A 12,592-nucleotide genomic window follows, 5' to 3' on the forward strand; every position below is an offset into this window, starting at 1 on the left:
ATCAGGCGTGCGCCGCGTAGATGTGGCGAGCCAATTCGTCTCGGAGGGCGCTGAACTCGGGGTCGGCACGGATCGTGGCGAAGTCGGCGCCCGCCTCGAAGGTGGGCGTGACATCGTGCACGATCCGGCCGGGCGCGGTGCCCATCACCAGGATTCGGGTGCCGAGGAGGATGGCTTCCTCGATGCCGTGGGTGACGAACAGCACCGTCTTGCGGCGATCGCGCCACAGGGTGAGCAGTTCGCGCTGGAGTCGTTCCCTGGTCAACGCGTCGAGGGCGCCGAAGGGCTCGTCCATGAGCACGATGCCGGGATCGTTGATCAGCACACGGGCGATCTGCGCGCGCTGCTGCTGGCCGCCGGAGAGCTCGTAGGGCTTGCGGTCGCCGAGCTGGTCGAGTCCGACCAGCTCCAGCAGCCGCTGCGCGTCGGCCCGCCGCGTCTGCTTCGACACCCCACGGACTTTCGGACCGAACTCGACATTGCCGCGGACCGAGAGCCAGGGGTAGAGGTTGGCCTGCTGGAAGACCACGCCGCGGTCGGGATCGGGTCCGTCGACCACTCGATCGCCGACCCGCACCGCACCCGAGGTCGGTGGGAGGAATCCGGCGAGGATGTTGAGCAGGGTGGACTTGCCGCAGCCGGAAGGGCCGATGACGCAGACGAATTCGCCGGGTTCGATGGTGAGGTCGGTCGGCGCGAGCACCACGACGTCGCCGTCGGGACCGGGGTAGCTCTTGCTCACCCCGGTCAACGTCACCCGCTCGGCATCGGCGGCCACCGGCCCCGCGGTCACGAGCCCGCGCCCGCCGCGGCAGTGGCGGAGATGCCGTCGCGGTACTGCTGATCGGTGCCGACCGCGGCGATGCCGCCCTGGCTCAACAGGAATCGCGCGGTACCGGCGAGGTCCGCGCCGAAGCCGCCACCCAGGTACTTCGCGCCTGCCTGCTCGGCGGCGGGCAGGTACTGGTAGCCCGCCAGCTGCGGAACGACCTTGTCGGGGGCGATACCGAGCTGCGCGCCGATCGACACCGCGGCCTCGGCCTGCTGGTTCTTCAGCTGACCGACGGCGTAGTCCTGCACCTTGGCCCAGGTCTTCGCGAACGCGGCATTGTCGGCGAGGAATTTCTTGTCGGCGATCGCGACGTCGAAGGTCGGCGCACCGCCCGCCGCGGTCTCGGCACTACTGGTGAGCACCGTACCGCCCGCCGCGGTGAGCTTGGACAGCGTCGGGTCCCAGACCCAGGCGGCATCGATCTGATTGCCTTGCCACGCACCGGGAATCGCGTCGGGAGCGAGGTTGATCAGCTCCACCTTGCCGGTGAGACCGGCCTTGTCCAGCGCGGCGAGCAAGCTGTAGTGGGAGGTGGAGCCGAAGGGCGTGGCGACCTTCCTGCCCGCCAGCCCGGCCAAGCTGGTGATCGACTTGTCCCGCACGACAAGCGATTCCGAGGTGCCGATCACGTCGTGGATCCACACCACCTGCACGGGCAGGTTCAGCGGCGCCGACAGGGCCTTGGTCGCCGGGCTCGAACCGAGCGTGCCGATGTCGAGTCCGCCCGCGCCGAAGGCTTGCACCACGTCGGCGCCGGAGGAGAACTGGCTCCAGGTGATCTTCGCGTTCGGCAGGCACGCCTGCAGCAGGTTGCGGTCCTTCACCACCAGATCGCCGTTGGGGATGGCTTGGAAGCCGAGGCGAACGGTGCTGGTAACGCTCGGATCGGCGGCGAACGGGCAGCTCGCGGCCGCGCCGGTGTCCTCGCGCCCCGATTCCACGCAGCCCGCGGTGACAGCGACAACGGCGGAGAGTGCGGCCGAGGTCGCGACGACCCTGCGCAGTGCGGTTTTCATACTTTGCCTTTCCAGGGAACAGCTCGGGCGCCGATGAACACGATCACCGCGTCCAGCAGCATCGCCGCCACGCCGATCACGATGATGCAGGCGATGGTGAGCGGCGTATTCAGTTGCGTGCCCGCGATATACGCGAGTCCGCCGATGCCGGGGATGCCGTTGTTGAGTTCGGCGGCCACGACCGTGGTCCAGGCGAAAGCCGTCGCGATGCGGATACCGCTGATCACGTTGGGCAGGGTGGCGGGGAGTACGACGAGGGAAATAACCTGTGCGCGACCGGCGCCCAGTGAGCGCGCCGCGTTGAGGTAGTCCTGTTTGACGCCCAGTACGCCGTCGAGCGTCGCGATGACGATCGGCGGGAAGGCGGCGAGGAACAGCAGCCAGATCTTGGCGGTGTCGCCGATGCCGAACCACACGATGAGCAGACCGATGTAACCCAGCGGCGGCAGGGCGCGCAGAAAGTTCAGGATCGGCTCGGTGACCCACCGCACCGGCGCGACCATCCCCATCACGAACCCGACCAGCGGCCCGACCACGATCGCCGCACCCACCCCGATCGCGATCCGCTGGAGGCTGGCCAGCAGGTGTTCCCACAGGTAGTAGTTCTGCTCGCCGACCACGAACCGATCCACGCCGTCGGCGATCCGATGCGTGGAATTGGCGCGCACGAAGGCATCCCACACCGCCTTCGGCGACGGCAGATACAGCGGGTCGACCAATCCGGCCGCCGTCACCACCGTCCAGCCGGCCAGCACGACGCCGAGCGCCACCACCGCGGCCAGCACCGAACCACCCCGCCGAGGTGCCTTCGCAGTGCTCGGTTTCGCACCGGCCGCTTCGTCGGCGTCCACGGTCGACACCACTGCGGTCACCTCGGCACTCCTCACCTCCGGTGCCGGGCGGATTCGTCCAGCACTGCGAAGGGAGACGCTATCGGCGCAGGTAGCGGTTACGGGAGGTTAAAAGTCGCGATGAGCGGAAGTCCGCGCGGCGGCGTCGATCCGCTGTCGGGTCAGGCGCGCAGGCGTTCCTTGCGGAGGCGATCGACCTCGGGAAGGTCGAGGGGAGCCAGGTCGGTGGCGGGGATACCGAGGGCCTTGGCGATGAGGAGATCGGCCAGCTCGGGGTTGCGGGCGAGCGCGGGGCCGTGCAGGTAGGTGCCGAAGACCGAGCCCTGGACCACGCCCTCGGTGCCGTCGCCCACGCCGTTGCCGACACCTCGGGTCACGCGGGCCAGCGGGGTGGCATCGGAGCCGAGAGTCGTGCCGCCCCGGTGGTTCTCGAAGCCGGTGAGAGGCGCTTTCAGGCCGGGAACCAGCGGCGTGGTGGTGACCTCACCGATGGCGCGCACCTTCTGCGGCGAGGTGGTGACGTCGAAAAGGCTGACGCCGTCGACCTTTTCGCCCGCCGAGGTCTCGTACCAGTTGCCGAGCACCTGGATGGCGGCGCAGATGGCGAGCACCGGTGCGCCCTTGGCGGCGGCCTGCTGGAGGCCGGGGTACTTCTGCAGGTGGCGGGTGGCCAGGCGCTGCGCGGAGTCCTCGGCGCCGCCGAGGGTGTAGATGTCGAAGGAATCCGGGACGGGATCGGCGAGGGTGATGTCGATGATCTCGGCGTCGTAGCCCCGCATCCGCAGGCGCTGGCGCAGGACCAGGGCATTGCCGCCGTCGCCGTAGGTGCCCATCACGTCGGGCAGCACGAGGCCGATACGAAGGGTTGACTCGCTCACTTGCGGGCCTCCAGGTCACGGTTGAGATCGCGGAACGCGGTGTAGTTGGCCAGCACCTCGACATGTCCGGGGGGACAGGAGGCGATGGCGCGCACGGGATCCGGGACGAGCGTGTGCTCGACACCCGCGTAGGTGAGGCGCACGGCGAGATCGGTGGCGCGCTCGCCCGAGGCGACCACCTGCACGCCCTCGAAGTGCTCGAACCGCACGTCCCACAGCCACGACAGGTCCTCGCCGTCGGGCACCTGACCGTTCACCGCGATCACCAGACCGGCCGAGGCCGGGTCGATCATCGACAGCGCTTCCTGCCAGCCCGCGGGGTTCTTGGCCAGCAGCAACCGCGCGTCGTGGTCGCCGACGGTGACGGTGCGGTAGCGGCCCGCGATCTCGCGCACAGTGCCGGTGGCATCGGTCGACTTCGCGGGCTCGGCGCCCATCGCGACCGCCGCGGCCACCGCCTGCGCGGCATTGCCGCGATTCGCGCGACCCGGCAGCGCCAGATGCAGCGGAGCGCGGAAACCGTCAGGGCCGCACAGGTCTTCGCCCTCGAGCCACCACACCGGCTGCGGGCGATGGAAATCGGCACCGGTCGAGCGCCAGTTCTCGCCCTCCCAGACGATCGGCTCGCCGCTGCGCGGACAACTCGTCGCGTCGACGGCCCAGCCGCTGCCCGCCGACACCCACACCACATTCGGGTGGTCGTAGGCGATGGAGGCCACCAGCACGTCGTCACAGTTGGCGATGACGACCGCGTCGGGATGACGCAGGAGCCCGGCACGCAGCTTGCGTTCGATCATGTTGATCTCGCCGACCCGGTCGAGCTGGTCGCGGCTGAGGTTGAGCAGTACCACGGCGGCCGGATCCAGCGCGTCGCTCACGTGCGGCAGGTGCAGCTCGTCGACCTCGATCGCGGCCAGCGCCACACCCGGGTGCAGGCTGAGCGCGGCCACGATGCCCGCGTCCATATTGGCGCCGTCGGCCTGGGTGGCGACGTCGCCGAGCGTCCCGAGCGCGGCGGTCGTCATCCGGGTGGTGGTCGACTTACCGTTCGTGCCGGTGATCAGCACCGTTCGCCGACCGCGCCCGAGCTGCGTCATGATCGACGGATCGATCTTCAACGCGATCAGGCCGCCGATCATCGAACCCTTGCCGCGACCCGCCTTCTGCGAAGCCCACGACGCTGCCGCCGCTGCTCGCAAGGCCAAGCGCCCACGCACCGAGATGTCTGCCACGCCGCGAGTCTATGTGCGCGCCGTCCGGGCGCGCGTGCGGGAGCGGTGTGAGCTTGTCCGGGTCAGGTCGGCTCGTCGAAAAGGTTGGGCATGCCCTTGGCGTAGCGGTCGGCGTCGATGATGCGCAGCGGCTCGAGTTCGGGGGTGCGGCGCAGCCGGAAACCACGGCAGCGCGGCGCCGGCGAGCCCGCCACGTCGAGCAGTGCGTTCACCGCCGCACGGGCCGACTCGTTGGCGCCCTCCATGGTCGCCAGGTCCACATCGGTGCGCACATAGTCACCGGCGAGGAAGAGATTCTCGATCGACCCGTGCGCCTCGGGGCGGGCATCCCACGAGCCGGCGGTATTGATGAGCAACGGGTCGGCATTCGCGTTGTGACTGCCCTGCCAGGTGATTCCCGGATCGAGAAACCAGGAATGCACATCGGCGGGCCGGAGCAATTGTTCACGATCGTTGAGATGGCTGCTCAACTGTGCCCAGACTTCGCGGAAGATCTCCTCGTGGGTGCACGCGGTGGCGGGTTTGCCGTACAGCATTCCCGGCGAATTCCAGTCGGAGATATCGATCGAAAGGCAATCGGCCACCGTGCCGTCGCCGAAGGACGGCAGTTTATCGGTCCACAGCTGATTCTGGCTGATCGAGGTGAGTGACCACGGCGAATCGACATAGGCCGTGTGTCCGCGCGAAATATGCAGGGGCGCACGGAAATAGATCTGTATTCCGTTCATCCAATCGACGAAGAGCCGCTCCGTCGCGGCGAGTTCGGGCGCCACGGCGAGTACCTGCGACGACCACAGTTTTCTCGCGTGTTCCACCGGCAGCGCCACCACGAAATAGTCGGCGTCGACGGTGCGCGCGCCCGTGGCGTCGGTGATCCGGGCCGCCCGGATCCGCCGGTCGCGCACCTCGAGTTCGCTGACCCGTGCGCCGAGTTCGAAACGCACGCCCAGCTCACGCAGGTGCCGCACCCACGGATCGATCCAGGCGGCGTTGGTCGTGTTGTTGAGCACGCGGTCGAGGCCGCCGTCGTTGCCGAGGCCGAGCGGGTTGCCGAGGAACTGTTCGCCCATGCTGCCGATGGTGCGAGTGCTGGCCAGGTTCTCCTTGGCGGCGACCATGATCGATGTCAGCGACCGGGACACGACCGCGCGGAACTCGTGCGAACGTTCGTGCCCGTGCACGAAGTCGTACCAGGAGGTGTGCTCCCACTGGCCGAAACGGCGGGCATCGCAGCTGGTGTTGAACACCATCAGCCGATTGGCGAAGAACAGGCCTTCCGCCGCCGACATCTTGGCGGTTGTGGCGATGGTGCCGGCCAGGGTTTCGCGGATCGAGTCCGGCGTCGCCTGCGCGGCGGTGAAGCTGTCGGGCAGGGCAAGGGTGATGTCGTCGCTGTCACGGCGGGAGAACCGGGCCTCCGGCACGGCGATGAGGTTGTTCCACACGCCGTCGGGATTGCCCGGATGCGGAATGCGGCGCATCGTGTCGGGCAGGTTCTGATAGAAGCCGGGGAAGAAACGGAACCCGTGCTCGCCGGGCAGATCGGGTCTGCCGTCGCGGCCGGTACCCGGCACCCCCACGCTGCGGGCCTTGCCGCCCAGCGCGCGTGCCTCGTACACGGTGACCTCGAACCCGCGCTCGGCCAGTTCGTGCGCGGCCGTGAGCCCGGCGACACCGCCGCCCAGAACCGCTACCCGGCGCCCCGGCGGCGCGGCGAATCCCGGCGCTCCCGCCACGGCCCCCGCCGCTATCACCCCCGCTGCGACCGTGCCACGAAGAAGGTTCCTTCGCGAAACGGGCCACCGCTGTTCCGCCATACGCTGTTCAGCTGCCTTGCTCGAGTATTGCCTGGGATTTGCTACCACTCTAGAGCGCGGCGAAGACCTGGCTGTATCGACCTGTGCGTCGTTCGCGAGCTCAAAACCGACCGGTCGCACGGAAACACATCGGGCGACCGGTCACATGCTAGCCAGAGCTCGAGCGGTCGTGGGCTGAATTCGGGTTCAGGCTCGGGCCAATTCGGGGGTGGGGGCGGGCGATGGCGCCTTCGGGAGGCCCAGGCCGGTGGTTGCCGCGAAGGCGCCCGCGATCACGATCGCCCCGCCGATCAGCGCGGCCACCGACGGCTGTTCGTCGAGGACCACCCACGCCGCCGCGATGCCGACGACCGGCACGAGCAGCGACAACGGCGCCACGGTGCCCGCCGGATAGCGGCTCATCAGATAGGTCCACAGGCCCGAACCGCACACGGTCGCGAGGACGGCGATGTAGGCGACGGCGCCGAGTGCGGGCAGGCCGTCGGCGGAGAACGCGGCGCCGACCGCGCGGAAACCGGTGCCAGGCCCCTCGACAGCCATCGACAGCGCCAGCATCGGCACGACGGGAACCACCGACATCCACAGCGTCAGGTGCAGGGGGTTGTAGCCGGGGGAGTCGGCACCGGCCTGGCGGGCGCCGATATTGCCGAACGCCCAGCCCAGGCCGCCCGCCAACGTCAGCAGGACCGGCAGCAGGGTGGCGTTGGCCATGCGGTCGGCGCCGATGATGACCATGCCGAACACGGCCACCGCGAGTCCGGCGACCTGCACCGGCCGCAAGCGCTCGCGCAACAGCACCGCGCCCAGCATCACCGTGAACGGCGCCGAGGACTGCAGTACCAGCGAGGCGAGGCCGGTCGGCATGCCGGTGCGCATCGCCGTGAACAGGAACGCGAACTGCAGAATGCCGAAGCCGGTGCCGTAGAGCAGCAGCCAGCGGGTGCGCACGGCCGGACGTGGAATGAAGATCAGCACGGGGATCGCGATGACGGCGAAGCGCAGCGCGACGAAGAAAAAGGGCGGGAAGTGGTCGAGGCCGATGCGGATGGCCAGGAAGTTCAGGCCCCAGAGCACAACGACGGTCAGTCCGAGCAGGCGATCACGGGAGGTCACGCCCTTATCGTGCGGGCCGCTAAAGATCAGCACAATCGAATAAATGTGGAGGGATAACGTAGTTTTACTTCATGTTCTCGATCGAGCGACTGCGCATTCTGCGCGAGCTGGCCGACCGCGGCACGGTCGCCGCCGTCGCCGAGGTGCTGTCGATGACTCCATCGGCGGTCTCGCAGCAGTTGAAGGTGCTCGGCAGAGAGGCCGGGGTCGCGCTGCTCGAACCGGACGGACGCCGGGTGCGGCTCACCGACGCGGGGCAGGCGCTGGTGCTCCGGGCCGACGACGTGCTCGCCGCGATGGACCGGGCCACCGCCGAGATGGCCCACTACCGGGGCTCACCGCGGGGTCAGGTGCGGGTGGCGTCGTTCCCGTCCGGTGCGGCACTGCTGTTGCCGCTCGTGCTCGCCACGCTGGCCACCAGCGGGGTCGAACTGGTCGCGGGCGACGAGGACCTCCCGCCGAGTGAGGCGTCGAAACTGCTGGCCGACTACGACATCGTGCTCACCCATCGCGACGAACGCGCGCCGTCGCTGGCCGGGCCGAGATTGTCGGCGCGGGTGCTGATGCGTGAGCCGATCGATGTCGTTGTCGCACCGGATCATCCGCTGGCCGGGCGTTCGTCGGTGCGCCCGGAAGAACTCGCCGAGGAGACCTGGGTGAGCGTGCGCGGCGGGTTCCCGGTCGACGACGTGCTCGAGTCCATCGCCACGGTCACCGGGGTACGGCCACGGATCGCGCAGCGGCTCAACGAGTTCCGGGTGATCGAAACGCTCGTGGTCTCCGGCTACGGCGTCGCGCTGATGCCGCGTTACGCCGTAGCCCACCCCGACTTGTCGGTGCTACCGCTGGCCGGGGTCCGCGCGGCCAGGGTCTACGAGATCATCACCCGCCCGCAGGCGCACCGCAGCCCCGCCATCGCGACGGTGCTCGACGCGTTCGAGGCCGCGGCGCGCGAGGTGATCGCGCGCTGACGGTGCTACCTCAGAACTGACCCGGCTGGTACTGCTGACCCGGGTAGGGCTGGCCCGGCTGATACGGCTGCTGCTGCTGGTGCTGCTGACCGTGGTAGCTGAAGTCGTCGGCGACCATCGCGGCCAGTTCGAGCAGGGCCCGCCTGGTCGGCTTGCTGACCAGTTCGAGATCGATCTCGGCGCCCTCGGCCAGGTGATCGTCGAACGGGACGATCTGCACGGCGCGGGTGCGGTCGAGGAACAGCTTGCGCAGCTGATCCAGGTCGACCGTGGAAGCGCCACGGCGAGAAGCGTTCACGACGACGACGGTGCGTTCGACCAGCTTGGAGTAGCCGTGGTGATCGAGCCAGTCCAACGTCGCCGACGCGCTGCGCGCACCGTCGATGGCGGGGGAGGTGACCAGCACCAGCGAGCTCGCCATGTCCAGCACGCCCGACATCGCCGAGTGCATCAGGCCGGTGCCGCAGTCGGTGAGGATGATGTTGTAGAACGACTGCAGGATGCCGATGGCCTTGCGGTAGTCGGCCTCGCTGAAGGCCTCCGACACGGCCGGATCCTGTTCGGAGGCAAGCACTTCCAGTCGGCTCGGGGCCTGCGAGGTGTGTGCGCGGACATCCGAGTAGCGGGTGATCTGCTGGTCTTCGAGCAGGTTGCGCACCGTCGAACGGGTCTGGCGCGGTACCCGGTGGGCGAGCGTGCCCAGGTCGGGGTTGGCATCGATAGCGATGACGCGGTCACCACGCTGGGATGCGAAGGTGGAGCCGAGACCGACCGTGGTGGTGGTCTTGCCGACACCGCCCTTGAGCGAGAGGATCGCGATCCGGTAATCGCCGCGCACGGGCTGGTTGACCCGTTCGCCGAGATCGCGGTAGACGACATCCGCCGCCGACTCACCCGGGTTGATCACACCGCCGGACACCTTGTGCACAGCCTTGCGCCACCCGCTGCGCGGCGACTTCCGCGCGCGCTTGAGCAGGTTCAGGTCGTTCACCGAATGGCCGGGCTGGCCCGGTGCCTGCATGTGCTGCGGCTGGAACGGCTGCTGCTGCTGGGGAGCCGGTCCGCCGCCCCACTGCTGACCCGGCGGGGGACCAGGCTGGCCGAGCTGGCCGGGGAACTGCCCGTGCTGACCGGGGAACTGTCCCTGATCGGGATGCTGGCCGGGAAACTGCCCCGGCTGTTCCGGCTGCTGACCGGGCGGCATCCCACCCTGCATCGGCTGCTGGTACATCGGCGGCGGCGGAGGCGCCCAGCTGTAGATGGGCTCGGACTGCGGGCCCTGCTCCTGGGCGGGGAACTGCTGCTGCTGTTCGGGACCGGGGTACGGCTGACCCTCCGCGCCGGGGTACTGCGGCGGCACGCCGGGCTGCGGCTGCTCGCCCGTCGCGTGCGGACCGGGGTAAGGCTGTTCGGCGCTCGGCTGACCAGGAAGCCACGGCTGCTCGCCCGGCTGACCCGGCCACGGCTGCTGCTCGGGGCCGTTCACCGGCGGCTGCCCGCCGTTGTTCTGGTACGGATCCGGCACCGAGTACGGCGCGCCCTGCGCGAACTGGCCCGGCGGCGCGAAACCGGCGGGCTGGTACACGGTCTGGTCGGCGAGGCCGGCCGCGCCGGGCTCGGCGACGGGCTGGTCACCGGTCGTCGGCTCGACGGCGTCACCGGTCGGCTCGGCAGCGGTGTCGGCGGGCTCGATGTCGTCCTCGGTCGCGGTCTGCACACCGGAGGGACCGGACGCAGCTTCGGACACGTCAGCCGACGGACTCTGCAGCCACGGCGGCGAGGTCGGATTATGGTCGTTGTTGGTCACAGTTCCCCCACTTGCTCGCTGAACGAGCAGGAAAGCTCGGCGCTGAATATGCCCTAAAACGCTAACACGGAGGCAATTTTCGCGCGTCGGGGGCAGTAACTCCCATGCCCCAGAGCGAATTCGAATGCTCCCAGCTCAACCGGTATATCCGGAACGAGGCCGACCGGGCGAACCGAAGTTGTCCACAGGCCCGAGAATCTATCCACAGGCACAAACGCGGCCGGGACCTCAGGTCCCGGCCGCCATAGCGCAAGCTACTGCGCCGCGCGGTTCACGGCCGAGACGACGGCTCGCAGCGAGGCGGTGGTGATCGAGGTGGCGATGCCGACGCCCCAGACGACCTTGTCGCCGATGGCTACCTCGACGTAAGCCGCGGCCTGGGCGTCGTCGCCCGCGGACATGGCGTGCTCGCTGTAGTCCAGGACGCGGACCTCGAAGCCCACGGTCGCGATCGCGTCGACGAACGCCGCCAGCGGGCCGTTGCCGGAACCGCTGATCTCCTGCTCGACGCCGTCGACCTTCACGGTGGCCACGATCGAGTCGACGCCGCCGTCGGTCTCGGCCGCGGTGACCTTCTGCTTGATCCGCTCGAGCGGCAGGATCGGGTTCAGGTACTCGGTGGCGAAGACGTCCCACATCTCCTTGGGCGTCACCTCGCCGCCCTCACCGTCGGTGATCGCCTGGATCGCCTGCGAGAACTCGATCTGCAGGCGACGCGGCAGCACCAGACCGTGATCGGTCTTCATGATGTAGGCCACGCCGCCCTTGCCCGACTGCGAGTTCACCCGGATGACGGCCTCGTAGGTGCGGCCGACATCCTTCGGGTCGATCGGCAGGTACGGGACCTCCCAGACGATGTCGGCCACATCGGCGCCCTGGGCGTCGGCGGCGGCCTTCATCGCATCCAGGCCCTTGTTGATCGCGTCCTGGTGGCTGCCGGAGAAGGCGGTGTAGACCAGATCGCCGCCGTAGGGGTGACGCTCGGCGACGGCCAGCTGGTTGCAGTACTCCACCGTGCGACGGACCTCGTCGATATCGGAGAAGTTGATCTGCGGGTCGATGCCGCGCGAGAACATGTTCATGCCCAGGGTGACGAGGCAGACGTTGCCGGTGCGCTCACCGTTGCCGAACAGGCAGCCCTCGATGCGGTCGGCGCCGGCCTGGTAGCCCAGTTCGGCGGCCGCGACGGCGGTGCCACGGTCGTTGTGCGGGTGCAGCGACAGCACGATCGAGTCGCGGCGGGCCAGGTTGCGGTGCATCCACTCGATCGAGTCGGCGTACACGTTCGGCGTGGCCATCTCGACGGTCGCGGGCAGGTTGATGATCAGCGGCTTGGCCGGGGTCGGCGCGATGATCTCGGAGACCGCGTCGCAGACCTCGCGGGCGTAGTCGAGCTCGGTGCCGGTGTAGGACTCCGGGCTGTACTCGTAGCGCCACTCGGTGTCGGGGTAGCGCTTCTCGATCTCCAGGCACAGCGACGCCGCGTCGGTGGCGATCTTCTTCACCGCGTCGCGCTCGGCGCGGAAGACCACGCGACGCTGCAGGATCGAGGTGGAGTTGTAGAAGTGCACGATCACGTTCGGTGCGCCCGCGCAGGCCTGGAAGGTGCGCTCGATCAGCTCGGGGCGGCACTGGGTGAGGACCTGGATGGTGACGTCGGCGGGGACCGCGCCGTCTTCGATGATCTCGCGGACGAAATCGAAGTCGGTCTGGCTCGCGGCCGGGAAACCGACCTCGATCTCCTTGTAGCCCATCCGCACCAGCAGGTCGAACATGCGGCGCTTGCGGGCCGGGCTCATCGGGTCGATCAGGGCCTGGTTGCCGTCGCGCAGGTCGACGGCGCACCACGCGGGGGCGCGATCGATGATCTTGTCCGGCCAGGTGCGGTCGGGCACCGTGATCGGCTCGACCTCTTCGGCGAAGGGGCGATACCGGAACGACGGCATCGAGGAGTTCTTCTGGGTGTTCCAGGCGGGCTGGTCGGCCGGTGCGGGTTTGCCGGGGGCCGAAATGGTGCGCGAAGCGGATACGAATGCGTCAGCCGAGGACATGCAAGTTTCTCCGTGGGTGTGATG

At 68.9% G+C, this 12,592-nt stretch carries 10 protein-coding genes; 1 reads left to right on the forward strand and 9 read right to left on the reverse strand.

All coding sequences use genetic code 11. The annotated features are described in order from the left end of the window. Position 1: 1 nt before the first annotated feature. The 7 genes from ACWGCN_RS28640 to ACWGCN_RS28670 all read right to left on the reverse strand — a co-directional run bounded on the left by ACWGCN_RS28640 (position 2) and on the right by ACWGCN_RS28670 (position 7,739). Entirely contained in the window at positions 2-793 is a 792-nt protein-coding gene (locus ACWGCN_RS28640; RefSeq protein ID WP_452459562.1) for an ABC transporter ATP-binding protein, read from the reverse strand. Then, positions 790-1,848 (reverse strand): taurine ABC transporter substrate-binding protein, encoded by a 1,059-nt coding sequence (locus ACWGCN_RS28645; RefSeq protein ID WP_387445932.1) that lies wholly within the window; start codon positions 1,846-1,848, stop codon positions 790-792. Before ACWGCN_RS28645 ends, ACWGCN_RS28640 begins: the two co-directional genes overlap by 4 nt. Continuing rightward, positions 1,845-2,711 carry an ABC transporter permease gene (locus ACWGCN_RS28650; RefSeq protein ID WP_387446168.1) on the reverse strand — a complete coding sequence of 289 codons (867 nt, stop codon included), beginning with the start codon at positions 2,709-2,711 and terminating at the stop codon, positions 1,845-1,847. Before ACWGCN_RS28650 ends, ACWGCN_RS28645 begins: the two co-directional genes overlap by 4 nt. Positions 2,712-2,860: 149 nt before the next feature. Further along, complete coding sequence (locus ACWGCN_RS28655) at positions 2,861-3,577, reverse strand: type 1 glutamine amidotransferase (protein ID WP_378660960.1); 717 nt, start codon at positions 3,575-3,577, stop codon at positions 2,861-2,863. Beyond that, the gene (locus ACWGCN_RS28660; RefSeq protein ID WP_452459563.1) at positions 3,574-4,809 is read right to left on the reverse strand and encodes a MurT ligase domain-containing protein; all 1,236 of its coding nucleotides are present in this window, start codon (positions 4,807-4,809) and stop codon (positions 3,574-3,576) included. The genes ACWGCN_RS28655 and ACWGCN_RS28660 overlap by 4 nt, the downstream gene beginning before the upstream one ends. A gap of 62 nt (positions 4,810-4,871) precedes the next feature. Then, the gene (locus ACWGCN_RS28665) at positions 4,872-6,626 is read right to left on the reverse strand and encodes a hydroxysqualene dehydroxylase (RefSeq protein WP_378994372.1); all 1,755 of its coding nucleotides are present in this window, start codon (positions 6,624-6,626) and stop codon (positions 4,872-4,874) included. Between the two features lie 186 nt (positions 6,627-6,812). Beyond that, a complete protein-coding gene (locus ACWGCN_RS28670; protein ID WP_452459564.1) occupies positions 6,813-7,739 on the reverse strand; it encodes an EamA family transporter in 927 nt (308 codons plus the stop codon). Between the two features lie 71 nt (positions 7,740-7,810). Between ACWGCN_RS28670 and ACWGCN_RS28675 the strand changes: the two genes are divergently transcribed. Further along, positions 7,811-8,710, forward strand: coding sequence for a LysR family transcriptional regulator (locus tag ACWGCN_RS28675; protein ID WP_452459565.1), 900 nt, complete (start codon positions 7,811-7,813; stop codon positions 8,708-8,710). Positions 8,711-8,720: 10 nt separating this feature from the next. On the opposite strand, the gene ACWGCN_RS28680 is transcribed toward ACWGCN_RS28675, so the two are convergent. Continuing rightward, positions 8,721-10,457 (reverse strand): nucleotide-binding protein, encoded by a 1,737-nt coding sequence (locus ACWGCN_RS28680; RefSeq protein ID WP_452459566.1) that lies wholly within the window; start codon positions 10,455-10,457, stop codon positions 8,721-8,723. Between the two features lie 314 nt (positions 10,458-10,771). Next, positions 10,772-12,568, reverse strand: a complete 1,797-nt coding sequence (gene leuA / locus ACWGCN_RS28685) for a 2-isopropylmalate synthase (protein ID WP_387445928.1) — start codon at positions 12,566-12,568, stop codon at positions 10,772-10,774. Positions 12,569-12,592 lie beyond the last annotated feature (24 nt).

It is taken from the genome of Nocardia sp. NPDC055050, from assembly GCF_053608345.1.